Source organism: Micromonospora cynarisoli (assembly GCF_030518815.1).
GTDB lineage: Bacteria > Actinomycetota > Actinomycetes > Mycobacteriales > Micromonosporaceae > Micromonospora > Micromonospora wenchangensis.
This window is the reverse complement of sequence record NZ_CP130426.1, coordinates 7,439,456-7,465,832: the sequence shown is the minus strand read 5'-3', so window position 1 is coordinate 7,465,832 and position 26,377 is coordinate 7,439,456. Positions and strand designations below refer to the sequence as shown.

Genomic DNA, 26,377 nt, shown 5'->3' with positions numbered 1-26,377 from the left:
TGCCCGTCTGTCTCATGGTCCCATCAAATCGTTACCGAGTTAAAAATGCAACCCGGTAACGAATGTTACTGTGGCAGGATGGTCGAACGGGTCGGACTACGGGCACGCAAGAAGGCGCGGACCCGGGACGCCATCGCCGATGTGGCGATCTCGCTGTTCCTGGCGCACGGCTTCGACCAGGTCTCGGTGTCCGACGTCGCCGCGACCGCCGAGGTGTCGAAGCCGACCCTGTTCCGCTACTTCGCCACGAAGGAAGACCTGATCCTGCACCGGTTCGCCGACCACCAGGGCGAGGCCGCCCGGGTGGTACGCGACCGCCAGCCCGACACCACGTCGATGACGGCGTTGCACCGGCACTTCCGGGCCGGTCTCGATCGCTTCGAGCCGGTCACCGGCCTCAACGATCAACCCGAGGTGGTGGCGTTTCACCGGCTGGTGTTCAGCACACCGAGCCTGGCGGGACGACTCATGCAGTACACGCTCGACGACGAGGACGCGTTGGCCGCCGCCCTCGACCGGGGCATCGAGGGCCGCATCCAAGCCGCCCAGGTGATCGCGGTTCAACGCGTACTGGCCCGGGCCAACTGGCAGAAGATCGCCGACGGGCGGACCGCACGCGACGTCCAGCCCGAGGCGGTCGCCGACGCGGACCGGGCCTTCGCCCGACTACGCCAGGCAACGGCGAGCTCCTAACCCCGCTGCGGCAACAGCCCCCGATCGACCTCGGTCTGCCGGCGCGGCGTACGTGGACGGCCTGGTGGTCGCCCGTGCCGCAGGCCACGCACACGGCCCGCGCCGCGTGGACCCCGGCCCCGATCCAGGTCGACCAGGACCCCGCGCGCGGGCCGGAACACGAGGCAGCCCCCTGTCGGGGTGGAAGATCACGGTGTCGGCTCGGCCGCCGCGGGCGTGATCGCCCGACCGGCGTGGCGCAGGCACCAGAGGCGACGGACGAGCGCGACCGCCCCCAGCACACAGGTGACGAGGGACAGCAGTGGCAGCAGCGGCAGCAGCCAGGCGAAGACGATCCAGTACCCGACGTCGAAGGTCGCGCCGAAGAGCAGAATCGGCAGCACCGCGGGCAGTGTCGCGCCCAGCACCGTCGCCAGGGTCAGGGGCGCGAGCCGCAGGATGAGCAGCGGACGTCGCGTCGTGCGGCGTCGGACGGCCCAGCGGCGTGCCCGGACGGCCGCGGTGACCAGCAGCGCCGCCAGCACCACCGTGAGCCCGAGCAGGACCGCGTTCACGGTGTCCAGCGGATTGCTCATCGGCTGTGTCGGTGTCCCGATCCGTTCGGCGAGGAGGTTCGCCGACAGCTCGCCGGGCGCGCCGACGCTGTTGGTCAGGACGACGGCGGCCCTACCCGTGGTGGGCGAGAAGACCATGTCCCCGGTCCACGTCGCCAGGGTTCCGCCGTGGCCGATCATCGGCGGGGTGCCGGCGGCGGCCGGGTGGGCCTGCCAGCCCAGGGCGTAGTCGCCGGCCTTGGGCTGGACGGTGTGCAGCTCGGTCAGGGAGGCGGCGCTCAGCAGGCCGGCACCGGGGCCGCCCTGGTTGAACCGCAGCCACCGCACCATGTCGTCGAGGGTCGAGATCACTCCGCCGTTGCCGGCGCACGTCCCCGGCATCTCCGGCACCGCGACGGCGAACCCGAGCACGACCTCGTAGCCGGACGGCAGCCCCTCGGCACGATCGGAACACCCAGGCGTCGAGCGGGTGCGGGTCATCCCCAGCGGGGTGAACAGCTCGGCACGGAGGAACTCGTCGAAGGGCTGGCCCGACACCACCTCGATGATCCTCGCCGCGATCGTGTAGTTGGTGTTGTGGTAGACGGGCTCGCTGCCCGGATCGGCGGCCAGGGTCTCGTCGGCCAGCCGGGCCACGGCCTGCCGCGCGTCACGCGGAGGCGGAAACACGTACTCGTTGTTCGTGCTGCTCGACAGGCCCGAGGTGTGGCTGAGGAGCTGTCGCACGGTGATCGCGGTGAAGCGCGGATCGGCCATCCGGAATTCGGGAAGGACCGTCACGACCGGGTCGTCCAGCACGACGCGGCCACGGTCGACCAGCAGCATGACCGCCGTCGCCGTCATCGACTTGCTCATCGAGGCGATCCGGAACGGCGTCCCCGCCGTCACCGCGTTGCCGTCACCGTCCCGGCCACGGACGGTCGTCTCGACCGACGACCCGTCGATCACGGCCGCCGCGACCCCCGGCGTCGCGTAGGCGGAACGGTAGTCGTCGACCAGCCCCCTGCCGGTGGCGTGGGCCGGCGTCGCCGAGCCGAGCAGTACGGCGACGAGCACAGCGGCGACGGCGGACAGGAAGGTCACCCGAGGAGAACGCAGACGTTGGTGAGGCACGACGTCGAACCTAGGCAGGCCGTCACCGGCGGTCATCACACCACGGGGTGAGCCGGCACCACCCGGCAGAGTGAAATGTCAGTCGGGCAGATCGTGCCGACCGACCAGCCCGTTCTCGTACGCGTGGATCACCACGTGTACGCGGTCGCGCAGGTCCAGCTTCTGCAACACGGCCCGGACGTGCGACTTCACGGTGTTTTCGCTCAGCACCAGTTCCGCGCAGATCTCGCCGTTGGACCTGCCCCGGGCGAGCAGACCGAAGATCTCGACCTCGCGCGGGGTGAGGCCGTCCAGCGCCCCCGTCCTGCGCGTCGGCACCTGCCGGACGAGATCGAGGACCGTCGCGGCCACCCCCGGGGCCAGCGCCGACGTCCCGGAGGCCACGTCGCACACGGCCTGCGCCAGCGCGGCGGGCCGGACGTCCTTGGTCAGGTAGCCGCTCGCGCCGGCCCGGATGGCGGCCACGACCAGGTCGTCGTCGTCGAACGTCGTCAGCATGAGCACCCGGGTCGCCGGTGCGATCCGGACGATCTCCGCCGTGGCGGCGACCCCGTCCATGCGCGGCATGCGGATGTCCATCAGCACCACGTCGAGACGGTGCCGCCGGACGACCTCGACCGCGTCCCTGCCGTTCGCGACGTCGTGGGTGACCTCGATGCGTTCGTCGGCCGACAGGACCGTACGCAACGAGGTCCGCAACAAGTCCTGGTCGTCCACGAGCATCACCCGGATCCTGGTCATGCCCCCTCCTTCGTGGGTAGCCGCGCTCGCAGCACCCATCCGTCGTCCCCTTCCGTCACCGACAGGGTGCCTCCGGCGGCGCGCACACGTTCCCCGACGCCCAGCAGGCCGGTGCCGCGGCTGCCTGCGGTGCGGAGCGCCGAGCAGCCGGGGGCGCGGAGCGCCGAGCCGCCGTCGTCGCGTACCTCCACCTCCAGCTCGGCCGGGCCCCAGCGGAGCTGAACGGTCACCTCGACCGGCGGTTCGAGGTGACGCAGCGCGTTGGTGACGCCCTCCTGCACGGCACGAAACGCCGCCACCTCGGCGCTCAAGCTCAGCGGCCGCCGCGGGCCCACCTCCGCGAACGTCACCGCGTGCAGCGGGCTGGCCGCCGAGGCCACCAGGTCGGCGAGGGCGTCCACCGAGATCGGTACCTGGCCGCGTCGGGCACCGGCGCGCGGTGCCGTGGTGGCCGGCCCCAGGGTGGCCAGCATCGCCCGCAGACCCTGGTGGGCGTCCCGGCCCGCCTCGGCGATGTCGCCGAGTTCGCGGCGGGTCGCCGGATCCGTCGTCGTCACCGCCGCGGCCTCGATCCGGGCGACCATGACGGTGACCGTGTGGGCGATCACGTCGTGCAGGTCACGGCGGATGCTGGCCCGCTCGTCAGCGACAGCGGCGGCCAGCCGTCCGCTCTCGGCCCGCCGGCCCGCCTCGCGCCGCCGACGCACCAGCAGGGCCGCACCCCACACCCCGCCGACCACGAGCGTCAGCAGTCCGCCCTCGACCAGGAGGGTCCAGCCCGGGATCTCGGGGGGCAGCCGGCCCCAGGCCACCAACTCGGTGACGACGATCCCGAGCACGGCGACAGCCAGCGCGGCCACCGAGGATCTGACCGGGACGAGGCCGGTCAGCCGCCACAACGTGACGGGAAACCACAGGGCCGACGGCAGCAGGATCGCCGACCAGCTCGGAAAGGACATCGTCGCCAGGACGAGCATGCCCAGCGCGGCGGTGGCGTACCCCACCCACGGCCGGCGGCGCGACACCACGGCCGCCCCGTGGAGCAGGACGGCGGCACCCGCCGCGGCGAAGACCTGCCACCCGGCTGCGCCGTAGTACCGGTTGCCCGCCAGGGCGAGCACCGTCAGCACGGCCAGGACCACGTGCGCCGTCACCGTCGTCGCTGGCGGGGTGCCCTGGCGGGGGGTGGCTGTCACGGTGGTCGCCTTCTGGTGGGTTCCTGGTGCGAGCCGTGCCCGTCACGACGTGCCACAGAATAGCCAGGCAGGCGGCGCCCCGCGCCGGTTCCCGCACACTCGTGGCACCCGACGAGCCGACCTCGGCGGCGGAGCATCGACCCCCGGGGATGCCGCCCGACAGCTCGCCCGGGGCCACCGGACGCCGGTGACAGCGGGAAGGAGGCTCACCGGTCGTCGAGTGATCCGGGCGACACCATTGCGCCGCACCCGCAGCGGACCGTCCTAACAGGAATCTGAAGAGTGCTGCGGATCCTTCTCGTACGTCCTGATGGTCTGATCTGGAGGTTCGATGAGGAGACTCACACGGATCGGTGCGGCCGCACTGGCCGCCGCCGTGGTGCTGGGGTGGGGACAACCCGTCTGGCCCGCGCCGAACGCCGCGCCCGACGGTGGCGCAACCGGCCGGGGTGGCGGGGTGCCGCCGGTGGGGGTCGGCGCCCAGCCGGCGACGGTCACGCTGATCACGGGCGACCGGATCACCGTCGACCGCGGCGGTCGGGTGACGATCCGCCCGGCGAAGGACCGGGCGGGCATCCGCTTCCGGTCCCACCAGATCGACGGTGAGCTGCACGTGGTACCCGCCGACGCGGTGCCGCTGATCGCGTCCGGTGTGCTGGACCGTCGCCTGTTCAACGTCACCAGGCTGATCGGGTACGGCTACCACGACGCGGCCCGCGACCGGCTGCCGATGATCGTGGCGTACGCGGACCGGGCGACCGCCCGACGGGCTGGCTCGCCACTGCCCGGTGGCGAACTACGGGTCGACCGGCCGCTACCGGCGATCGAGGGGGCCGCGGTCAGCGCGGACAAGGCCGACCTGGTCGACGTCTGGACGACGCTGACCGGGGCCGCGCCGAGGGCCGCCGGCCGCGTCGCCGGCATCGAACGGATCTGGCTCGACGGGAAACGTCGACTAGCGGTGGACCGGGGGGTACGGCAGATCGGGGCGCCCGCGGCGTACCAGGCCGGCTTCACCGGCGCCGGGGTGACCGTGGCGGTCATCGACAGCGGCGTCGACCTGACCCATCCCGACCTGGCCGGCGCGGTGACCGAGGCGGTCACCTTCCTGCCGGACACCGACCCGGTCGACCGGTTCGGGCACGGCACCCACGTGGCCTCGATCATCGCCGGCCGGGGCACCGCCTCGGACGGGAAGTACCGGGGGGTGGCCCCGGGCGCCTCCCTGGTCTCCGCGAAGGTCTGCGAGCGGTGGTGCGACGACTCGGCGATCCTCGCCGCGATGCACTGGGCGGCGGTGGACAAGAAGGCAGCGGTCATCAACATGAGCCTCGGTGACCGCGACGGGCCCGAGGTCGACCCGTTCGAGGAGGCGGTGAACACGCTGACCGCGCAGACCGGGGCCCTCTTCGTGGTCTCCGCCGGCAACGAGGGCCCGGCCGGGCGGACGGTCGGCTCGCCCGGTAGCGCGGACGCCGCGCTGACCGTCGGCGCGGTCGACCGCGACGGGTCCCTCGCGCCCTTCTCCAGTCGGGGCGCGCGGGTCGGCGACGACGCCGTGAAACCGGACATCACCGCGCCGGGCGTCGGCATCGTCGCCGCCCGGGCCGCCGAGGGCGAGATGGGCGTACCGGTCGACAAGTACCACGTCGCCGAGTCCGGGACCTCGATGGCCGCACCGCACGTGGCGGGCGCGGCGGCGCTGCTCGCCCAGCAGCACCCCGGCTGGCAGGCGACCCGCCTCAAGGCCACCCTGATGGGCTCGGCCAACCCGCACCCGGGTGACACCGCCTACCAGCAGGGCGCGGGCCTGGTCGACGTGGCGCGGGCCATCGGGCAGTCGGTGACCGCCGAACCGCAGAGCGTGTCGTACGGTCGCACGCGGTGGCCCCACCGCGACGACGACCCGATCACCCGGACGGTCACCTTCCGCAACGACGGTACGGAGGCGCTCACCCTCGACCTGGCCTGGCAGATCACCGGGCCCGACGGCAAACCGGCCCCGGCCGGCATGTTCCGCACCGCGTCGCCGCAGGTCACCGTGCCGGCGGGCGGCACCGCCCAGGTGGCGGCCACCGTGGACACCAGCGTCGACGGCGCGGACGGCTACTACAGCGGGCACCTGGTCGCCAGCACCGGGAAACTCCGCACCGTCGTTCCGGTCGGCGTGCACCGCGAGGTGGAGAGCTACGACCTGACGGTCCAGCACCTCGACTCGACGGGCGTGGCGGCGGACACCTACTGGAGTCTGGTCAGCGGGATCGACGTACCGGCGATCGAACCGCTCGACGGGATCTCCGGGGGCCCCGTCACCGTCCGGATGCCCACCGGCCGCTACGCGGTGACCGGCGTCGTCGAGGAGTCCGGTGCGCGGGAGCGCAGCAGCCTGCTGATCCGACCCGAGATCACGCTGACCCGGGACACGACTGTCACCCTGGACGCGCGGCAGGCGAAGCCGATCACGGCGAGCGTGCCGGAGCGCACCGCCCGCCCGGTGCTGGTGCAGACCGGGGTGCTGGTGGACCTGTTCGGCAGCTCCCCGGCGATCATCGACATCGGGGCCACCGGGTTCGCCGGCCTCTACTCGGCCCAACTCGGTGACCGGGCCAGCCACGGGCACGTCGCCGGCTACGTCGCGCACCAGTGGGCCCGGCCGGACGGCGACGGCGGTTTCGCCGGGAGCCCGTACATCTACCACCTGGGTGAGGGCTTCCCCGGCCGGCTGCCCACCGGGTACCGCAGGGACGTGCGGCGCTCGGAGCTGGCCACCATGCGCCACGAACTGCGCGGCGAGCGGCTCGGCGACCAGGTCGAACGGAACATGTCGGCGGAGTTCGACGGCGTGTACGGCTGGACCCTGAGCGCGGGGGTGCCGGTCGGCGACACCTGGACCGAGTACTACAGCACGAAGGCCGTCGCCTGGTCGGGCGGCATCACCATCGGGCAGAGCGTCGACGGGGACACGGAGTTCCGCACGTCGCTCTACAGCCCGCTGCGGCGCTACCGGGCCGGTCGCAGCTACCAGGAGGTGTGGAACACCGCACCTGTCGGACCGACCCTGATCGCGACCGGGAGCCCGTTCAGCAGCGCCGGGCGGATCGAGGACGTGATCCGGGTCGACATCCCGCTGCACGGGGACGCGGCCGGGCACGGCGGTTGGTCCGCCGGTGACACCGGTCGCACGGCGCTCTACCGGGGCGACGAGCTGGTCGCGGAGTACACCGAACCCGCCGACGCCGGTTTCGGCTTCTTCGAGGTGCCGGCGGAGGCGGCCGCGTACCGGCTGGAGGCCTCCTCCCGGCGCAGCTTCACCGAGCTGTCCACCGAGGTCGCCCTGACCTGGCGCTTCCGTTCCGCCCGGCCGACCTCCGCGGACTGGGCCCGGCTGCCGGTCATGGTGGTGCGGTACGACCCGCCGCTCGACCGCAACGCGTCGGCACCGGCCGGAAGGCGTTTCGAGGTCCCGCTGCGGATCCTCGGCAACGAGGGGGTCACGGTGGCCCCGAAGCAGGTCACCGTGCAGGTCTCCTACGACGACGGCAGGACCTGGCAGCCGGCCACGGTCCGGGCCGCCGGCGCGAACTGGACCGCGACCCTCCAGCACCCCCGCACCGGCGGGTACGTGTCGCTGCGCACTTCGGTCACCGACCGGCAGGGCGACAGCGTCGACCAGACGGTCATCCGGGCGTACCGGCTGCGCAACCGGTGACCCTCGGCTGACCTCGCACAACCGGGAACAGGCCCGAGCCGCGTCTCCGCGGCTCGGGCCTGTTCCGGTGCCGTCCACGCCGTCGACCCGGACCGCCGGGAGGCACGCCGACCTCGTGCCGCTCCGGGGCCGGGCCGCACACCTGGTCAGGGCAGCGCGGCGACGGCCGCGTACAGCCAGGTGGACGCCGGGGCCCGCACGACGGGCTGCGGTGTGCCGTTGATGGTGGCGGTCAGCGCGTGGTACCTGCCGAGCAGCGCGACATGCCGGGCCACCTGCGGCCCGGGGTCGGCGGCGACGATCTGCCGCCGCACCTCGGTCAGATCCCGCTCACCGCAGCGGCTGGCGGTCAGCGCCACCCACCGCGTCGCCAACTGCCGGGCCGCGCGGGAGTCGACAGGTACGCCGGCCTCGGACGCGGCCCTGGCCTGCGCGAGGATCTCGACCTGTTCCGCGGTCTCCGCCCCCGCCGACGGGTCGTCCCGCCCGTGGTCCGCCGCGGCGGCGAAGGTTTCACCGAAGTACTCGCGGACCGCCCGCCGGAACCCGGCGTCACGCACCATGTCGGCCAACTCGATCCACGCGTCGAGCTGCTCGCCGGTGGGGTCCTCCGGCAGCCGGGGCCGCCACGGGCGCAGGTGGTCGACGAACTCCCCCACGTCGAGGCCCTCGGTGACCTCTCTCCAGAACTCCTCCACGAGTTGCTCACGGTCGTCGTCGGACATCGACGCCAGCCGGTGCACGAGACTCACCTGCCCGGCCTCGTTGTCCTGCCGCACCACCGCCCGCAGCACGGCACGCCGGGTACGCAACTGCCCCATCTGCCGCTCGACGAGCGCCAGATGAGCGGTCGCGAGGTCCCGCACTGTGATCTCCTCGGCCAGCAACCGCCGAATCTCGTCCAGCCCCGCGCCCAGGTCCCGCAGCGTACGCACCAGTTCGAGAGCCGCCACGCCCCGCGCGTCGTAGCACCGGTACCCGGCCCCGGTGTACCCGGCCGGCGCGACGACGCCCTCGTCGGCATAGAACCGGATGGCGCTGACACTCAGACCCGTACGCCGGGCCACCTCCCCGATCGACAACTGTTCGTCCATGGCCACCACCCTGACGTCTCAAGCCACTGGAGAGTCAACAGCGGACCCGGCGAGCCGGACAAAGCGACGCTGTCGAGCGGGCTCCCCCGCCCGGAGGCGCCGGGGTGTGGACCGGGCGCGGACGGTCCGAGGTCGCCGAGGCGTTGCGCCCCGCCTACCCGCCCTGAGCGCGGAAGGGCACGCGGACCCCTGACGGCAGGGCAACCGTCCTTACCGTTCGTCGATGTCGTAGCCGGCGGCCACGTCGGCACACTCGACGACGCTCACCTGGTCGGCCCGCAGGCGCAGGTAGGCCCGCGCGCCCTGGTCGCCCCGCGCGGTCGCGGCGGCCTCCGCCCAGTGGTCGCGGCCCAGCAGCACCGGATGGCCCGGCTCGCCGTCGTAGCAGGCGCGGGCCAGGCAGCCCGGGTGCGCGTGGGTGCGCAGCCGGGCCACCGCCGCTGCGGTGACGCCGGGCAGGTCCACCAGGTGCACGCACACGGCGGAGATCCCGGGCAGGCCGGCGGCCGTGTCCAGGCCGAGCCGCAACGACGAGGACATTCCCGCGGCCCAGAGCGGATTGTCGACGACGTGGACGCCTGTCAGGTCGACGGCCGACCGGGCCTGGCGGGCTCCGGCGCCGAGCACCGCGACGAGCGGGTCGCACCCGCCGTCGCGCAGCGCGCGGAGCGCCTGCCCGAGGAACACCGGCGCCTTGGGTCCTCCGTAGCGGCGTCCCGCCCCGGCGGCCAGGACCAGTCCGGCGACGTGGTTCGCCGCGTCAACCATGGGCCGTCGTCATCGGGTGGACGCCGATGGGAAGACGGGAGTCGCGCAGTCGGCCCCCGGCTCGGCCGTTTCCCGCCGCGACCACCTCGGCGAGGATGGACAGGGCCGCCTCGGCCAGCGACGTGCCGCCCAGGTCCAGTCCGGCGGGGCCGGCGAGCCGGTCCAGGCCGGGTGTGCCGGCGAGGCGTCGCAGGCGCTGGGTGTGGGTGGCGCGGCTGCCGAGGGCCGCCACGTGTCCCGCGCCGCCGGCCAGTGCCGCGCGGATGGCCTGGTCGTCGATACGCGGGTCGTGGCTCACCGTGACCACGGCGTCGCCGGGTCCGGGTGGGTGGCGGGTCAGCCATTCACCAGGCCAGGCGCGCACCAGCCGGACGCTGGCCGGCAGCGCCCCGGACCCGACGTGGAGGGGGCGTGGGTCGACGACGGACACCGCCAGGTCCAGTGACTCCGCCAGGGTGGCCACCACCCCGGCCAGGTCGGTCGCTCCGACGAGCACCAGTCGCCGTCGGCGCGGCAGCTCCTCGACGTACGTCGAGTGGCTGTCGGGGAGCTGGGCCCTGGTCGGGGCCACCGACCACCGGTACGGCGGCTGCAGTCCGACGCCCACCGCGACGGGTCTGTCCCACCGCAACGCCACGGTGATCGCGTCGTGCACCGGCGGTGGTGGCGCGGGCAGCACCAGCACCTGCATGGTGGCGGAGCAGGCGGGGGCCTCCTCCCACGGCAGCAGGAACTCCCCGGGTGTCACGGGCAGCACGTGCGCCGCCGCTCCGGCGAGGACGGCGCGGGCGGCCTCCACGACGACGGCCTCCACGCAGCCCCCGGACACCGAGCCGCGCCACGTGCCGTCCGCCGCGACGGCCATCGTCGATCCGAGTGGCCGTGCTCCCGGGCCGTCGCGGGCGACCAGCCGGGCGAGGGCGACGGGGCGTCCGGCCCGGCGGTGGGCGTCGACGAACGGCCAGACCTCACGCAGCATCGGGGGTGCCCGGGTCGGCGGGCTCCAGCACCCGGTCGAGGCGGATCGGAAGGATCCGCTGGCGGGTGCCGGTGGCGTGCCACACGGCGTTGGCGATCGCCGCCGCGGTGCCGGCCGTGCCGATCTCGCCGAGCCCGTTGAACCCCGACGGGTCCTGCGGCTCGTAGTCGGGCACGAAGTCGGCCTCGACGTCGGGCACGTCGGCGTGGGCGGCGACGTGGTAGCCGGCGAAGTCGCCGTTGGTCTGCCTGCCGGTACGCGGGTCGCGCACGTTCTCCTCGTGCAGGGCCATGGACAGCCCCATGATCATTCCGCCGATCACCTGGCTACGGGCGAGTAACGGGTTGATCACCCGACCCACGGCGAACATGCCGAGCAGGCGACGTACCCGTACCTCGCCGGTCGACGGGTCGACGGCCACCTCCGCGAAGACGGCGCTGAAGGTCTGCCGCTCCCGGCCGGGTTGGTAGTCGATCATGGTGGTGGTGTCCACCGTCGCGGTCACCGGCCGGGCCGGGTCGCCCAGCTTCGTCAGCAGTTCTCTGGCGGCCTCGGTGATGGCGAAGGACCAGGACGTCGTGCCTCGGGAGCCGCCCGCGCCCCAGGCCATGCCGAGGTCGCTGTCGCCGATCCGGATGCCGATCCGCTCTGTGCCGACCCCGAGCGCGTCGGCGGCGACCGCCGTCAGCGCGGTACGGGCACCCGTGCCGATGTCGCTCGCGCCGACCGACACCGTGAACGTCCCGTCCGCCTCGGCCGTGATCGAGGCCGTCGACGGGAACACCCCGGCGCCGAACGAGGTGGTGGCCATGCCGGTGCCGATCAGCAGTGGACCCTCGTGCCGGACACGGGGACGCCGGTCGCGCGCCGCCCAACCGAACCGGCGCCCGCCCTCCCGCAGGCAGGAGACCAGCCGGCGGCTGCTGAAGGGCAACCCCGACACGGGCCCGACCACGGGCTGGTTGCGCAGGCGCAACTCCAGCGGGTCGAGGTCGAGCCGCTCCGCCACCTCGTCGATCGCCGACTCCAGGGCGAACGAGCCGGGTGTCGCGCCCGGCCCGCGCATCGAGGCCGGCGGCAGGATGTCGAGGGGTACGGCGGTGAGCTGCGTGCGGATCGCCGACGCCGCGTAGAGGATCTTGGCCTGCTCGGTGCACGCCTCGATGTACTCGGCCAGCGGTGAGAGTGCGTACGCCGGCCGGTGGTGGATGGCACGCAGCAGGCCGTCGGCGTCGGCGCCGATGCGCACCAGCTGGTCCGTCGGGGGCCGCGACGCGGTCGCTTCGAAGACCTGCATCCGGGTCATGACGACCCGCACCGGGCGTCCGAACCGCTCACTGGCCATCGACGCGAGGATCACCTGCGGGCCGCAGGCGCCCTTGCCGCCGAAGCCGCCCCCGACGTGCTCGGCGCGGATGTGCACCCGCTCCCGGTCGATGGACCACAGCGCGGCCAGAACCTCGGACACGCTGAACGCGCCCTGGTTGGAGTCCACGGCGTACACGTGGCCCCCGTCCCACCACACGGTCGCGGCATGCGGCTCCAGTGCGCTGTGGCTCTCCTCCGGAGTGCGGTAACGCTCGCTGACCACGACCGCCGACGTCGACAGCTCCGCGTCCACGTCGCCGGTGTCCGCCTCCGGGCCGAAAGCGGTCGATGCCGGCCGGGCCGCCGGGTGCTCCAGGCTGAAGTCCAGGTCGTGCGGCTCGACGTCGTAGATCACCCGCAGCGCCGCCGCAGCCGCCCGGGCCTGCTCGGGCGTCTCGGCCACCGCCAGCGCGACCGGCCGGCCCGCGTAGGGGATCACGTCGTCCTGGAGCAGTTGCATGCTGCCGTCCGGCCCGAAAAAGTTACCCGCCCGGGGATCGAGCCGGGGAGCGTTGCGGTGGTCGAGCACCCCCAGCACGCCGGGCATGCCGAGCGCGGCCGAGGCGTCGATGTCGCGGATCCGGCCCCGGGAGACGGGGGCGGTCACCATCCAGCCGTGGACCAGGTCCGGCATCGGCACGTCCGCGGCGTAGCGGGCGGCACCGGTGACCTTCAGCGGACCCTCGATCCGGGGGCGTGGAGCGCCGACGGCGTCAGGGTCGAGGTTCGTGCTCATCGGTCTCCCTCCGTTGCGGCGAGCCCACCGAGCACGGCCTCGACGAGGTTCCGCGCCAAGGCCACCTTGTATCCGTTGTCGCGCAGGGGCCGGGCGGTGCTCAGTTCCGCCTCGGCGGCGGCGCGGAACAGATCGGCGGTGGGCCGGGCGTCGCGGAGCACCGCCTCGGCGGTGCGGGCCCGCCACGGATGCGACGCCACGCCGCCGAGGGCGACGCGCACGTCACGTACCACGCCGTCGCGGATGTCGAGCGCGGCGGCGACGGAGACCGTCGCGAAGGCGTACGACGCGCGCTCGCGGACCTTGCGGTAACGCGACCGAGAGGTGTGCGCGGACCCGGGCAGGACGACGGCGGTGATCAGCGCGCCGGGCGGCAGCGCGGTCTCCCGGTCCGGACGGTCGTCGACCGGCAGGTAGAACTGCTCCAACGGGATCTCACCGGTGCCGTCGAGCGTCTCGTAGCGCACGACCGCGTCGAAGGCGCAGAGCGCCACCGCCAGGTCGGAGGGGTGGGTGGCCACACAGTGCGCGGTGTGGCCGAGGATCGCGTGGTTGTGGTGCACCCCCGCGATGGCGGCACATCCGCTGCCGGGGATCCGCTTGTTGCAGGGTGAGGAGAGGTCGGTGAAGTAGCCGCAGCGGGTCCGCTGCAACAGGTTGCCGCCCACCGTGGCCATGTTCCGCAGTTGGCCGGAGGCGCCCGCCAACACGGCCTGGGCCAGCGCCGGGAACCGGCGGCGCACCTCGGGGTGGGCGGCTGCGTCGCTGTTCGTGGTGGTCGCACCGATGACCAGCCCGCCGTCCGGCGCGTCGTGGACACCGTCGAGGGGAAGCCGCCGTACGTCCACCAGCCGGGTCGGTTCCTCGACCCCGCACTTCATCAGGTCGACGAGGTTGGTGCCGCCGCCCAGATACCGGGCGCCGGCATTCCCGGCGACCGCCGTGAGCGCCTCGTGGACCTGTGTGGCGTGCTGGTAGGCGAACTCCCTCACCCCGCCACCCCCGGGCGGGCGGAGGTCTCGACCACCGCGCGGACGATCGACGGGTACGCCCCGCAGCGACACAGGTTGCCGCTCATCCGCTCGCGTACCTCGGCCTCGTCCAGTTCCGGCACGGCGTCCGGTGCGTCGTCGACGGTGACGGCGCTCGGCCAGCCGGCCGCGTGCTCGGCGAACATACCGACCGCCGAGCAGATCTGCCCCGGGGTGCAGAATCCACACTGGAAGCCGTCCAATCGCACGAACGCCTCCTGGATCGGCTGCAGCCTGCCCCCGACGGACAGCCCCTCGACGGTGGTGATCGCAGCAGCATCGGCGGCGACCGCGAGGATCAGACAGGAGACCACCCGCCGGCCGTCACGCAGCACCGTGCAGGCACCGCACTGCCCGTGGTCGCACCCCTTCTTCGGCCCGGTGACGTCCAGGTCGTCCCGTAACACGTCGAGCAGCGTCCGACGGTTGTCCACCGACAGCCGGTGAGTCACGTCGTTCACCAGCAGCGATATCGTGCTGTGTGTCTGATCGGTCATCGTCGTCACCTCCCGCTAATTGAATCGGGTATCGCGTCTTTCGAAAGAAGTGTTCAGGTAATCAGTTACCGGGGGCGATATCCATCTCGATCCTCGCGATTCCTTGCTTGATCCTCCGCAGTTCCGGTCCACCGACGATCGCCGCCACGTCGACCGAAAGCATCGGCGAACGTGGATTCCTGCGGTGCCGGCGGGTCTCGACGACGATCAGGAGGATCAGGAGGATCAGGACGGCGACCAGCCCGGCCAGAGCGGCCATCGCAGGTAGGCGCAGACGGCTGTGCTCGTGGGCCAGGTAGGCGGTGATCTGGGTCGTCGCGAAGACGTAGACGAGGTCGAAGAACAGCTCGAACGGCATCGCGCGGTGGTCCTCGCCGACCGGGCGTACGGCCACGTCGGACCGCTTCCCCATGGCCGATCCTCCTCCCGGGTTCTCGTCGCTCAGCGGGCCAGGGACACCAGCGTGCGCGGGCGCGCCGCGAACCGGGGTCGCCGGCAGAAGTACACGAACGCCGGCGGCAGGTTCGCCCACACGGTGCGACAGGTCACGACCTCCTCGAACCGGTCGCCCAGCGCCCGCCGCAGTCGCCGGGCGGGCGGGGCCCAGCGGGCGAGCGTGTAGCCGAACGTGGTGAACGCCCCGTCCGGGGTGAGCGCGTCGGTGACGGCCTGCAGCAGCTCGTCCTGCTGGTTCCCGGCGAACGCCGCCCACGGCAGGCCGCTCACGATCACGTCCGCCCGGCGGTGGCCCCGTCGCGCGAGCACCTCGCCGAGGTCGCGGGCGTCGGCCACGGCGACGTCCAGGCGCGGGTACCGGGTGGCCAGCAGACCCGCGAACCGCCCGTTGACCTCGACCGCGAGGTGGTGCCCCCGGCCGGCGAGCCGGCGCTGGACGGCGGCCGTGAACGCTCCGGTGCCGGGGCCGAGTTCGACGACCAGCGGCTCGCCGACGTCGGGCACGGGCGCGGTGACGAGGTCGGCCAGCGGTCCGCCGCTGGGGGCGACCGCGGCGACGGTGAACGGGTCACGGAGGAACTCGCGCAGGAACTGCGCGCGGTGGTTGTCGCTCATCGCCCGGCCCGCTGCCCGGCGAGCTGCGGCCGTGGGGTCAGGACCCGGGCGAGCCAGTCGGTGCGGGCGCGGCGGGCCTGGGCCGAGATCAGCGCGTGCGGGTACAGGGCGTCGAACCCGTGGAAGCCACCCGCCCAGACGTGCAGCTCGGCCTGGCCACCGGCGGCCCAGACGCGGGTGGCGTAGGCGACGGCCTCGTCGCGGAACACCTCGGCGGTGCCGGCGTCGACGTAGGTGTCCGGGAGGCCGGACAGGTCGCCGGCCGTCGCGGGAGAGACGTGCGCGGGTACGGCGTCGTCGGCCAGCTCACCGAGGACCGACCGCCAGCCGAACTCGTTCATCTCGCGGGTCCACACGCCGGGTTCGCCGGAGTACTGGCGGCTGGAGTTGGTGTCGTTGTGGTGGTCGAGCATGGGGCAGATCAGCACCTGGGCGGCGAGCGGCGGGCCGCCGCGGTCGCGGGCCAGCAGGGCGGTCCCGGCGGTGAGGCCGCCGCCGGCGCTGACCCCGGCGACGATGATCCGGCCCGGGTCGACGCCCAGTTCGTCGGCGTGCTCGGCCACCCACAGCAGACCGTGGTAGCAGTCGTCGACCAGGCTGGTGCCGGTGGCCTCGGGCGCCAGCCGGTAGTCCACGGAGACCACGACGGCGCCGAACAGGTCGAGCCATTCCAGAGGGATGTCGAGCTGGGAGAAGCGGTCGCCCATCACCATTCCGCCGCCGTGCATCCAGTAGACGCAGGGGGCCGGGGCGGTGCGGTCCGGGCCGGCGGGGCTGAAGACGGACAGCGGGATGTCCACGCCGTCGGCACCGACGATGCTGACCTCGCGCCGGTCGATCGCCCGGCCTTCGAGCAGCGGCTCCACGGGCATCGACGAGAACTGCCGGATCTGCGGGAGCACCTCGCGGTTGAGTTCGGGTACGAGCGGCATGTCGGCGAGGAGCGCGCGCAGCTCGGGGTCGAGAGGGGGACGTGTCAGTGCCATGAGGGGTCTCCTGTCGTGTTCGGTGCGCGGGGGCGGACGTCCGGGCCGGATCTCAGATGGCGGCCTTGCCGCCGATCGGCACCTCGTCGAGGTAGGCCGGCTCGCCGACGATCAACGGCTGGAGCCGGGTCACCAGGGCCTGCGCCTCGTCGGTGGCGAAGAACCTGTGATGCGCCTCCTCCGTCGTCCAGCCCTCGGTGACGTGGACCACGTCGGAGTCGGCGGCGGAACGGCCGATCAGGAAGACGACGCAGTCCTCATTCGCTAACGACGGCGAGGCGAGCAGGAGGTCGACCAGTTCCTCGCCCTTGCCCGGACGGGCGGTCATGGTGGCGTGGAAGCCGTAGCCTGCGGTCATCGGGCACTCTCCTCGGCGGCTGCCACCGGATGTCGGCGGCGACGGTGTTGCCTGGCTGGGTCCACTCTCGGGGCCGCCCGGCCGGCCCCCATCAGTCATCCGACTTCCGGGTTCCGGGCCGCCGGCGGCCGATGACCTAACCGGTGATGCCGCAATCGGGCAGGCCCGTGGCCGGGCGTGACCGGTGCCGTGAGCGGAGCCGCCGGCCCCCACCACGCCCCGGTGCCCTGGCCCGGGGCTGCGGGGACCATCCGACACCGGCGCCTCGGCCCCGGCTTAGGTCATTCGACAGATGCGCGGCCGGGAGCCGCGCCGCACCATCGACGGCGTGACGCCATCAGGACGGGAACACCCCGCATCGCCGCCCACCGTGCTGCGGATGCGCGAGGTCCGCGACCGGGCCCTGTTCGACCTCGACGACGGGCCGGTCACGCCGTCGAACCGGGTCGATCTGACGGCGGCCACACGGCTGCTCAACGTGCTGCTGGCGAGCCTGGTCGTGTCCTCGTTGCAGTACGAGCAGCACGCGCTGGTCGTCCGCGCCCCGGCGTCCCGGCCGCTCGCGGAACTCCTGTTCGCCGGAGCCGACCGTGACCGGGGCGACGCCCGGCTGGTCGCGACCCGCATCCGGCAACTCGGGTGCGTCGGCGACTACGACCCGCAGCACCTGAGCGCCCGGTCCCGGGTCGCCTTCCGGGCGTTCCCCGACGGTGACGTCGTCGGCATCGTGACGCAGAACCTCGTGGGGGCACGGATCCTCGTCCAGACGTTGCAGGAGGCGGTGCGCTGGATCGGCGACGACGACCCCACCACCCGGCGGCTCCTGGAGCGGCTGCTCGAAGCGAAGGAGACGCAGGCCGACGAGCTCAGCGCGCAGTCTGCTCAGCAGCAGACGGCGGCAGAGCGTCCCGGAGCGCGGCCCGGGACGTGACGCCCAGCTTGGGGAAGATCCGGTACAGGTGGGCGCCGACGGTCCGGTGGGACAGGTACAGACGCCCGGCGATCTGCTTGTTGGTCATGCCGCTCGCCGCCAGTTCGGCGATCTGGAGTTCCTGCGCCGTCAGCGCGGTCAGGTCGCCCCGTTGCCGTGGGGGCGGTCGATAGCCGCAGGCGCGTAGTTCCCTCTCCACCCGGGCGAGCCAGGGTTCGGCCGCCATGGCGGCGAAACCGTCGCGTGCGGCGAGCAGGTGCCGGCGGGCCTCCACCGGCGACCGGGTCCGCCGCAGCCTCTCCCCGAGGGCCAACCGCACCCGGGACCCGTCGAACAGCCACCGCCGGGTCGCGGGGTCGGCCAGCAGGGTCTCCAGGCGGGTCACCGCCTCGTCGTCGCCGACGACGGCCTCGGCACCGGCCTGGAGCAGGGCCATCCGGGGCGACAGGCCAGCCACGTCCGCGTCGCGCATCGCCCGGACGTGGGCCTGGGCCTCGGCCGTACGCCCGGTGCGGACGGCCACCTCCACCAGGTCGAACATGACCCAGGTGCAGTGCGGCACGTGGGAGGCGAGCACGCCGGGCGGGCTCATCGCGGCGGCGTGCCCGAAGGCGGCGTCGTAGTCACCCTGCCCGATGGCGGCGAGCACCCGGGGATGCTGCGCGAACAACGCCGCGGCGGCGACGCCCCGGGGCAGCGCCCAGTAGGTGATCTCGTCGGCGAGCGCGTACGCCTCGGCGAACCGTCCCCGGCCGGCGGCCAGGATCGCCCGGTTGTACCGGAAGTACCACGCGAAGAACGAGAAGCCGCTGGTGTCGCAGGTCCGCTGGCCCTCCACGGCGAGGTCCTCGGCCTCGTCCCACCGGCCCGTCAGGAAGTCGTCGAGGCACAGGTGCATCAGGGCCCCGAGGTGCCGGCGGGGCGCTCCGCCGTTGCGCCCGTGCCGGACCAGCTGCCAGGAGGCCTCCCGCGAGTCGCCGAGACGGTCGAGATACACCGAGGCCGTACCGATCCGCATGACGCGGGTGGGGTCGGCGTCGTCGGTCAGCGTCCGGAGCACCGCGTCGATCCGGTGCAGCGCCGCCTTCCCGGTGCGCACGGGGTCGGCGAAACTGTCGCTCGCCAGCGCGAGCACGTCCGGCGGCCGGGGCCGGATCCGACGCAGCGCCGTGAAGAACGGCGTCCAGTGTCGCGGGGTGCTGGCGTACCAGCACAGCAGCAGCAGGGTGTGCATGGCCTCGACGAGCGCGGGGTCGTCGGCCCGGTAGCCGTGGTCCCCGGTCTCGATGGCACCCGCCAGCAGCCGGTGGGCGGTGCTCACGTCACCGTCCCCGTTGATCATGAGGAAGGCGGTCGCGTTGGCCGCGTGCAGGGAACCGACGGGGTCGGGAGCCGCCCGACGCGCGTCGGTCAGCAGGATCTTCGCGTCGTCGATGGTGCCGCTGGCCTCCGCGCCGATGTACGCGGCCTCGGCGAGCCGCCGTCCCCGGCCGGCGCTCGTGGCGCTCAGCTCGGCGGCGCGGACCAGGGCCGCCACCGCCGCGAACCCGTCCCCCCGGCGCATCACCCGGTGCGCCGCGTCCTCAAGAAGTTCCGCCACCGCCTCGTCCGGGCCGACGGCTGCCGCCGCGAGGTGCCAGGCGCGGCGCTCCTCGTCGTCGACCAGGGCTCCGGCGAGTGCGACGTGCGCGGTGCGGCGCTCCTCGTGGGTGGACATGGCGACGATCGCCGACCGGATCAGCGGATGCCGGAACGCGACCCGGGCCGTGGGGTCGTCCACCCGTACCAGTTGCGCCCGCTCGGCGGGGGCCAGGTCGGCCAGGCTCGGTCGGTCGGGCAGCGCGGCGCGGAGCACCCGGACGTCGCCGGTGCCCTCGAAGGTGGCGAGCAACAGCACCTGCCGGGTCGCCTCGGGCAGCCCGGTCAACCGGGCCGCGAAGATCGCCTGAAGGCGGTCGCTGAGGGGAACCACCTCGGGGTGCGTCTGCGTACGCCGCACGGAGCCCAGCAGCGCGGCGGGCAACTCCATCAGCGCGAGGGGGTTGCCCTGGGCAAGGTCGAGCAGGCGGCGGCGTACCCGTACCGGCAACTGCGGGTGGCGGACGTCGACCAGCCGCTCCGCCGACTCGTCGTCGAGCGGCCCGACGACGTGCTCGGACAGCCCCCGCAGGTCGAGGAAGCTCACCGAGCCCGTCCTGGTCGACGCCAGCAGCCCGGCCCGGCGGCCCGCCAGCCGCCGGGCGACGAAGCCGAGGACGACGGCGCTGGCCCGGTCGAGCCAGTGCACGTCGTCGACCACCAGCACGACCGGCCCGTCGGCGGTGAGCTCGGTGACGAGCAGCAGCGCGGCGTTGCAGACCAGCAGGACGTCCGGGGGCGTGCCGACGCCGAACCCGAGCGCCACCGACAGCGCTTCGCGCGGACCGGGCGGGAGGCGGTCGAGGGCCGCGTACGCGGGCAGCAGCAGCTGGTGCAGGCCGGCGTAGCTGACGTCGGCCTCGAACTCCGACCCGGACGCGCGCAGCACGCGCATCCCGGCGGCGAGGGCGAGTTCCGTCGCGGCGGCCATCAGGGAGGACTTGCCGACCCCCGGCTCGCCGCAGATCAGCCGCGCGCCGCCGTCCTGGCGCACCCCGTCGAGGAACTCGGCGAGCTGCACCAGGTCGTCGTGACGTCCGTACAGTTCGCTACCGGCCACCCGTACCTCACGCGCCTGTCGTTGTCCGTCGGCCCGGCCGACCTCGCCCCTGTGTCCGGGCAGGCTACCGGGGGTGTTCCGGCACCGGATCATCCGTCGGGCAGGCAGGCAGGAACGGGCAAGACAAAGCGAGTTCCCGTCAACCGCCGCGCGGCGCGGCCCGGGTGGCGGTCCGGGCGTGCAGGCGGGCGGCGTCCTGGCGGGGCGGGCCCCCGAACTGCCGGCGGTACTCGCGGCTGAACTGAGCGGCGCTCTCGTAGCCGACGCTGCGGCTGACCCCGGCGACGTCGCCGGGGTTGGCGGCGAGCAGCAGCCTGGCGTGTTGCAGGCGGATCTGCTTCTGGTACTGGATCGGGCTCATCGAGGTGACGGCCTGGAAGTTGCGGTAGAACGCGGAGACGCTCATCCCCGCCCGCTGCGCCACGTCCTCGACCCGGAATGGCTGCGCATAGTTGTCGCGGATCCACTGGACGGCCCGGGCGACGTGACTGAGGCGGCTGTCGGGCAGGCCGAGCTGGCGCAGGACGCCGCCCTGTTCGCCGGTGAGCAGCCGCCAGATGATCTCCCGCTTGATCAGGGGCGCGAGCATGGGAATGTCGCGAGGCTGGTCGAGCAGGCGCAGCAGCCGGACGGCGGCGTCGAGCAACTCGACGGGGGCTCTGCTGACGGCCAGGCCGGCTGGTGGACGGGGGGCGGGCGCCGGCAGGTCCGCCGGGTCCGCCTGGAGCAGCACCTCGGCGACAGCGGCCGGGTGGAGGGTCAGACCGAAGCCCAACGCCGGCTCCTCCGGGCTGGCCCGGGCGAAGTACGCGGTCACCGGCAGGTCGATCGAGGCGACGAGGTAATCGCCGGCCTGGTACTCGTACACCCGGTCGCCGAGCGCGAACCGCTTCGTGCCCTGGGCGACGAGGGCCAGCACCCGGCCGTAGGTGGTCGGTGTCGGCGGGCTGGGCCGGTCGGCGCGGAAGATGCGGACCTCGGCGATGCCGGTGCCCAGGTCGGGCCGAGCGTGCCGGGCCAGCAGGACGCGCAACTCGTCGAGCGGCATGCCCACCATTCAAGCACCGCGACCACGGTCAGGTTCCGGGCGCTCCTGCCGGCACCGTGGGACAAGGGCCGCCCGTCCGCACCCCGGCCCGGTGACCGGACCCGCCCGACGATCACCGGCACCCCGGCTCGCCGGCCCATCCGCCCGTACCCACCGGTTCGAGCGCCGCCACGCCCCGCGCGTCGTAGCACCGGTACCCGGCCCCGGTGTACCCGGCCGGCGCGACGACGCCCTCGTCGGCATGGAACCGGATGGCGCTGACACTCAGACCCGTACGCCGGGCCACCTCCCCGATCGACAACCAGTCGTCAACAGCGGATCCGACCAACCAGCGGCCTCGACGACGGCCTGCCGCGTCGACCATGGCGTCTCACTGCCCCTGTCGGCCAGCCGCCGCAGGTCGTCGACGTTCTCGCGGTCCCATGATCGCTCGCACGTCGGCGTGCACTGTGCCGGACCGACCGCGATAGGGACCGTCACCTCCGGTCCCCGCGCGATCGACCACCCGGAAGGACCGAGGTCACGCGTAGGCACGAGCTTGGAGGTGGTACAGCTCCGCGTAGAGGCCACCACTCGCGATGAGGTCCGCATGGGTGCCGACCTCCGAGACGCTGCCCTGTTCCAGGACCACGATCAGGTCGGCCATCCGCACGGTGGAGAAGCGGTGCGAAACCAGTACGGTGATCGCGCCGGTGTCCGCACGGGTTTCCGTGACGAGGTCGGCGAAGCGCTCGAAGAGGGCTTGCTCGGCGGTCGCGTCCAGGGCGGAGGCGGGTTCGTCCAGGGCGACGAGAAGCGGACCTCGGCGCAGCAGCGTGCGGGCCAGCCCGAGCTTCTGCCACTGGCCGCCTGAGAGTTCGGTGCCGTCGCCGTACCCCCGGCCGAGCAGGCCGTCCAGACCGTCGGGGACGAGCGCCCGGACGGGGCCCGCCTCGGCCCTGTCGATCGCCCGCTGCAGGGCCTGGTCGTCGTCGATTCGGTCGAGGTCGCCGATGCCGGTGTTGTCCCGCAGCCGCAGCTCCAGCCGGGCGAAGTCCTGGAAGAGGGTCGACACCCGGCGCTGCCACCCGGCGGGGGCGGCGGACGCGAGGTCGACGTCATCCACCAGAATTCTTCCCGAGGTCGGCCGGTACAGCCCGCACAGCAGTTTGACCAGGGTGCTCTTACCCGCCCCGTTCTCGCCCACCACGGCAAGCGCCGTGCCTGCCGGGATGTCGAGGGTGACGTCGTCGAGGACCTTCCGGTCGCTGTTCGGGTAGTGGAAGCTGACGTGGTCGAGACGGATGCCGCGAGTGAGGACTGCGGGCAGTTTCCCCGACCCGGGTACGGCAGATTCGGGCGACGCGGCGGCGACACTGCGTAGTGTCCGGATCCGCTCCATCGTGCACCCCGCCGCCTGGACAATCGTCAGCAGGCCGAGTCCATTGGACACCTGGAAGGAAATCTGGGCGGCCAGAGCGATCACCAGAATCACGTCGCCCAGCCCCGAGCCGCCCTGCAACGCCTGCCGAACCACCAGATAGATCGCACCGCCGTAGGCGGCGGCGAAGGTGAGCTGCCCCGCTGCACGCAGCAGGGCAGCTCGAGTCTGGGCCCTGCGTAGCGCGGTAGAGGTGGTAGCCCAGTCGCGCTGGTGGCGTTCGATCAGCATGGCCTCGGCACCCGACAGGCGGATCTCCTTGACCGACGCGAGCATGGTGGTGGTCTCCAGCAGGTGCCGGCCGAGACGCGTCAGCGCAGCGGTGTCCTCCTTCGCACGATCCACCAGACGCTGAGCCCGATTGCCTGCCAGGACGGGGATTGCTCCGGCGACGGGAAGAAGGAGCAGCCACGCGTTGAGCGAGCCGAGCAGGACCGCCGTCAGGCCCATCTGCAGGACCAGGCCCCCGAGCTGTAGAACGGCCTCCAGGGAGGCGCGGGTGCGTGGAAGTTCCTCGCGGACCAACGCCAGGGTGTCAGCGTAGGCCGGAGTGTCCAGTTGTTCGAGGTTGCCGACGCCGTGGGCGAGCGTGATCAGCTCGTTCTGGAGTTCGACCTCGCTGAGGTCGCCCAGTTCGAAGTAGGAAAGGTGGGCGAAGTGGTTCATCATGAGCTCAAAGACCAGCAGTGCTGCCGTTATCAGCGCCAGCCGAGCGGCGGTGCCCGAGTCATGATTGACCGCCGCGGTGGTGAGCGACTTGAGGCATAGCGCGATCAACGGGGTGGACAGGAATCCGGCGGCCAGCATCGCTGAGGCACGCGCGAGACGCCCTGGATCACAGCGGAAGGCGAGCCACAGAAGGTGTCGGACCGCAAGGACCGTGGTCATCGGGCCGCTCCGTCGATCCTCGGCAGGAAGCGTTCAGTCGTCGACGGGTCGGCGGCTTCGTCCGCGGTGAAGCGTTCCGCCTGAATCCTGAAGAGCTCGGCGTAACTTCCGTTGAGTTCCATCAACTGTTCGTGCGTGCCGGATTCGGCCACCCTGCCGTCGGCGAGCACGACGATGCGGTCGGCCTGGCGCACGCTGGAGAAGCGATGCGAGACGATAACACTGGTCACACCCTTGGTCATGTCCAGAAAGCGCTCGAAGAACGCGGCTTCCGCACGGACGTCGAGTTGGGCGGTGGGCTCGTCGAGCACCAGGAGGGACGCCCCGCACTCCAGTGCCAGCAAGGCTCTGGCCAGAGCGATCCGCTGCCACTGGCCGCCTGACAGGTCGGTGCCACCTTCGTACTCGGCGCTGAGGACCGTGTCCACGCCGTGCGGGAGGCCGTCGATGATCTCCTGTGCGCCCGCGCGCCGGGCCGCGGTGAGGAGCGCGTTGCGGTCACCGAGGAGGTCCGGTCGGCCCAGCCAGATGTTCTCGGCCGCGGTGAGATGTAACCGGGTGAAGTCCTGGAAGATCACGGCGATGCGCCGGTGCCAGGCCGACGGCGAGATACCGGCGATGTCGGTCCCGCCAGCGGTGATCCGGCCACTGGTGGGTTCGTGCAATTTGGTCAGGAGCTTCACCAGCGTCGTCTTCCCCGCGCCGTTGAGGCCGACGATCGCCGTCGACGTCCCCGGTGCGAGTTCGAGGTCGAGCCCGTCGAGCACGGCGGGAGCACCGTCGTGGTAGCGGAAACCGACGCCCTCGAAGCGAACGGCCCCGGCCTGATCAAGGACGTGACCGGGGTCGTACTGCCGACCGTGGCCGCCCCCATCCGCCGCGACCTGCTCCAGGCGGGTCAGTGCGTCGTGGGCGGCCAACCCGTAGAGCGTCTGCATGTCACTCTCGGGGAAGAAGACGCCGAAGCGCATGGGAATCAGCACGGCCTGAAGGGCAACAGACAGTTGGAGCAGCGTCAGCGAACCGTTCGTGCCGTCCTCGGCCAGGGCCGACAGCGCCGCGCCGCCACCGAGCAGGCCGAACCCTGCCAGCGCGACGAAAGGCCAGAACAGCAGCCTGCGGCGGGTCGCCCACAACGGCTCCAGGTAGCCGCGTGCCTCCGTGCCATGGCGTTGCCGGAGCCAGGGGACCAGGCCGAGCACCCGTGCCTCCTTGGCCAGCCCGGTTCCGGTCGCCGTGCGCCGCAGGTAGGACAGTCTCCGCCGCGGACCGGCCAGGGTCGCCCGTACCGCGCCGAAGCGGCTCAGCGAGCCGCGTTGGCCGAACCTGATCACGATCGCCGTTGCGGCCACAAGCACACCGATGCCAGGTCCCAGTACCACGGACACCATGACCGCAGCCCCGACAAGTTGGGTGTAGCGGGCGATCAGAGCCAGGGTTCCGGCAGCGGCATCGCCCGGGGTGGGGACCACCCGCTCGAAGCCGTTACGGGCGTCCGAGAGCACATCGAGCACCTCCTGCCGTTCCAGGTCCGCGACCGGGAGATCACGCAACGCACACGCCATCAGTCGGACGGTGCACGCGCCGTCGACCTGACGGATCACCAGTTCAGCCAGCACCGACTGGAACGGGACGAGAATCTGTTGCAGCACGAAAGCGGCGACGGCCAGCATCAGCGCGAGACCGATCCGACCTGTGCCACCATGGCCACCAAAATCTGACATGGCATCAGGGATTCTCGATATCAGGGTACTCGTCGCGAGGATGAAGGCGATCGGGAGCAGGCCGACCGCAACGTGGAGCGCACCCGCGCCGGCGATCAGTCCCGGGTGTGCGTAGCGCAGCAGCCGTACAGTGGCGAGCCATCGAACGGCGCGTCGTCGAAGCGGTCCGGCGCCCGGGTCGGGCGTCGTGGAAGGCATCAGGAACTCCCCCGAGTACGTCAGGGCACGCAGGACGAGCAAACGGCACAGGTGAAGGGCATCTCGCCGGGATCCGATTGCGATCGGAGGAGGGAGACAGCGGACTCCCGCGAGCCCGGGAACGCCACTGTCGCCGGGGAAGCTCGCGGTCCAGAGTCTGGCTCAGACCTCGTGTGACGTCAAGAATTTCATTGATGGTCATCTAGTTCGTCTGTACAACGGAACGGATCCCTGATCCGCCACAGGGATCGGTCTAGACAGACCTGCATCGATGTGGTTACCGTTGCACTCCGTGTTCGTCCGGCTCCGCGTGTCCAGTCCGGGCCGCTTCGCACCCTTCGCGTTATCGGAGGCGATGCGCCGCGATACCGGGCTTGTTCGCTGACGTTTCCGCCCTACCCGGAGACAGTTCGTGCGCGAGCCCAGGGCCGCTCCGAACCGGGCCTCAGTGTCGAGGCGCCCCTCCCCCCTTACCAGCGCTTTCCCGTCAGCGCCTGACCGGTATGCCAGATTCTCCGCGTTCCGTGCGGCGCTGACCACCCGGCCGTCGTCGCGGCATCGTTCTTCCATCGTCCT

At 72.5% G+C, this 26,377-nt stretch carries 21 protein-coding genes; 3 read left to right on the top strand and 18 right to left on the bottom strand.

Features of this window, described 5'->3' with window-relative positions; all coding sequences use genetic code 11:
• Positions 1 to 78 precede the first annotated feature (78 nt).
• Positions 79 to 693, top strand: coding sequence for a TetR/AcrR family transcriptional regulator (locus tag Q2K16_RS32745; RefSeq protein WP_302742596.1), 615 nt, complete (start codon positions 79 to 81; stop codon positions 691 to 693).
• 188 nt (positions 694 to 881) lie between these two features.
• Here Q2K16_RS32745 and Q2K16_RS32740 read toward each other — a convergent pair whose 3' ends face one another.
• The 3 genes from Q2K16_RS32740 to Q2K16_RS32730 form a co-directional block, all read right to left on the bottom strand.
• On the bottom strand, positions 882 to 2,360 hold the full coding sequence (locus tag Q2K16_RS32740; protein WP_302742594.1) for a serine hydrolase domain-containing protein: 1,479 nt from the start codon (positions 2,358 to 2,360) through the stop codon (positions 882 to 884).
• Positions 2,361 to 2,438: 78 nt separating this feature from the next.
• Positions 2,439 to 3,101, bottom strand: coding sequence for a response regulator (locus tag Q2K16_RS32735; protein WP_302742592.1), 663 nt, complete (start codon positions 3,099 to 3,101; stop codon positions 2,439 to 2,441).
• Positions 3,098 to 4,297, bottom strand: coding sequence for a sensor histidine kinase (locus Q2K16_RS32730; RefSeq protein WP_302742590.1), 1,200 nt, complete (start codon positions 4,295 to 4,297; stop codon positions 3,098 to 3,100). The genes Q2K16_RS32735 and Q2K16_RS32730 overlap by 4 nt, the downstream gene beginning before the upstream one ends.
• 331 nt (positions 4,298 to 4,628) lie before the next feature.
• Between Q2K16_RS32730 and Q2K16_RS32725 the strand changes: the two genes are divergently transcribed.
• Entirely contained in the window at positions 4,629 to 8,006 is a 3,378-nt protein-coding gene (locus tag Q2K16_RS32725) for a S8 family serine peptidase (protein ID WP_302742588.1), read from the top strand.
• A gap of 146 nt (positions 8,007 to 8,152) precedes the next feature.
• On the opposite strand, the gene Q2K16_RS32720 is transcribed toward Q2K16_RS32725, so the two are convergent.
• The 10 genes from Q2K16_RS32720 to Q2K16_RS32675 form a co-directional block, all read right to left on the bottom strand.
• On the bottom strand, positions 8,153 to 9,100 hold the full coding sequence (locus tag Q2K16_RS32720) for a helix-turn-helix domain-containing protein (protein ID WP_302742586.1): 948 nt from the start codon (positions 9,098 to 9,100) through the stop codon (positions 8,153 to 8,155).
• Between the two features lie 210 nt (positions 9,101 to 9,310).
• A complete protein-coding gene (locus tag Q2K16_RS32715; protein ID WP_302742584.1) occupies positions 9,311 to 9,868 on the bottom strand; it encodes a nucleotidyltransferase family protein in 558 nt (185 codons plus the stop codon).
• Positions 9,861 to 10,847: an XdhC family protein gene (locus Q2K16_RS32710; RefSeq protein WP_302742582.1), complete on the bottom strand. Its 987-nt coding sequence runs from the start codon at positions 10,845 to 10,847 to the stop codon at positions 9,861 to 9,863. Before Q2K16_RS32710 ends, Q2K16_RS32715 begins: the two co-directional genes overlap by 8 nt.
• Complete coding sequence (locus Q2K16_RS32705) at positions 10,837 to 12,951, bottom strand: xanthine dehydrogenase family protein molybdopterin-binding subunit (protein ID WP_302742581.1); 2,115 nt, start codon at positions 12,949 to 12,951, stop codon at positions 10,837 to 10,839. The genes Q2K16_RS32710 and Q2K16_RS32705 overlap by 11 nt, the downstream gene beginning before the upstream one ends.
• Positions 12,948 to 13,943 carry an FAD binding domain-containing protein gene (locus Q2K16_RS32700; protein WP_302742579.1) on the bottom strand — a complete coding sequence of 332 codons (996 nt, stop codon included), beginning with the start codon at positions 13,941 to 13,943 and terminating at the stop codon, positions 12,948 to 12,950. The genes Q2K16_RS32705 and Q2K16_RS32700 overlap by 4 nt, the downstream gene beginning before the upstream one ends.
• The gene (locus Q2K16_RS32695) at positions 13,940 to 14,479 is read right to left on the bottom strand and encodes a 2Fe-2S iron-sulfur cluster-binding protein (protein ID WP_302742577.1); all 540 of its coding nucleotides are present in this window, start codon (positions 14,477 to 14,479) and stop codon (positions 13,940 to 13,942) included. The genes Q2K16_RS32700 and Q2K16_RS32695 overlap by 4 nt, the downstream gene beginning before the upstream one ends.
• A gap of 61 nt (positions 14,480 to 14,540) precedes the next feature.
• Positions 14,541 to 14,837, bottom strand: coding sequence for a low temperature requirement protein A (locus Q2K16_RS32690; RefSeq protein WP_302742575.1), 297 nt, complete (start codon positions 14,835 to 14,837; stop codon positions 14,541 to 14,543).
• 83 nt (positions 14,838 to 14,920) lie between these two features.
• A complete protein-coding gene (locus Q2K16_RS32685; protein ID WP_302742573.1) occupies positions 14,921 to 15,550 on the bottom strand; it encodes a class I SAM-dependent methyltransferase in 630 nt (209 codons plus the stop codon).
• Positions 15,547 to 16,536, bottom strand: a complete 990-nt coding sequence (locus Q2K16_RS32680; RefSeq protein ID WP_302742571.1) for an alpha/beta hydrolase — start codon at positions 16,534 to 16,536, stop codon at positions 15,547 to 15,549. The genes Q2K16_RS32685 and Q2K16_RS32680 overlap by 4 nt, the downstream gene beginning before the upstream one ends.
• Before the next feature lie 52 nt (positions 16,537 to 16,588).
• Entirely contained in the window at positions 16,589 to 16,894 is a 306-nt protein-coding gene (locus tag Q2K16_RS32675) for a putative quinol monooxygenase (RefSeq protein WP_302742569.1), read from the bottom strand.
• 328 nt (positions 16,895 to 17,222) lie between these two features.
• Here Q2K16_RS32675 and Q2K16_RS32670 point away from each other — a divergent pair, with 328 nt between their 5' ends.
• Positions 17,223 to 17,825: a ferritin-like domain-containing protein gene (locus tag Q2K16_RS32670; protein ID WP_302742567.1), complete on the top strand. Its 603-nt coding sequence runs from the start codon at positions 17,223 to 17,225 to the stop codon at positions 17,823 to 17,825.
• On the opposite strand, the gene Q2K16_RS32665 is transcribed toward Q2K16_RS32670, so the two are convergent.
• The 5 genes from Q2K16_RS32665 to Q2K16_RS32645 form a co-directional block, all read right to left on the bottom strand.
• Positions 17,761 to 20,523 (bottom strand): ATP-binding protein, encoded by a 2,763-nt coding sequence (locus tag Q2K16_RS32665; protein ID WP_302742565.1) that lies wholly within the window; start codon positions 20,521 to 20,523, stop codon positions 17,761 to 17,763. The genes Q2K16_RS32670 and Q2K16_RS32665 overlap by 65 nt on opposite strands.
• Positions 20,524 to 20,662: 139 nt before the next feature.
• Complete coding sequence (locus tag Q2K16_RS32660) at positions 20,663 to 21,580, bottom strand: AraC family transcriptional regulator (RefSeq protein WP_302742563.1); 918 nt, start codon at positions 21,578 to 21,580, stop codon at positions 20,663 to 20,665.
• A gap of 103 nt (positions 21,581 to 21,683) precedes the next feature.
• Positions 21,684 to 21,935, bottom strand: a complete 252-nt coding sequence (locus Q2K16_RS32655; RefSeq protein ID WP_302742561.1) for a helix-turn-helix domain-containing protein — start codon at positions 21,933 to 21,935, stop codon at positions 21,684 to 21,686.
• Positions 21,936 to 22,091: 156 nt separating this feature from the next.
• Positions 22,092 to 23,879, bottom strand: coding sequence for an ABC transporter ATP-binding protein (locus Q2K16_RS32650; RefSeq protein ID WP_302742559.1), 1,788 nt, complete (start codon positions 23,877 to 23,879; stop codon positions 22,092 to 22,094).
• Positions 23,876 to 25,801 carry an ABC transporter ATP-binding protein gene (locus Q2K16_RS32645; protein ID WP_302742558.1) on the bottom strand — a complete coding sequence of 642 codons (1,926 nt, stop codon included), beginning with the start codon at positions 25,799 to 25,801 and terminating at the stop codon, positions 23,876 to 23,878. Before Q2K16_RS32645 ends, Q2K16_RS32650 begins: the two co-directional genes overlap by 4 nt.
• Positions 25,802 to 26,377 lie beyond the last annotated feature (576 nt).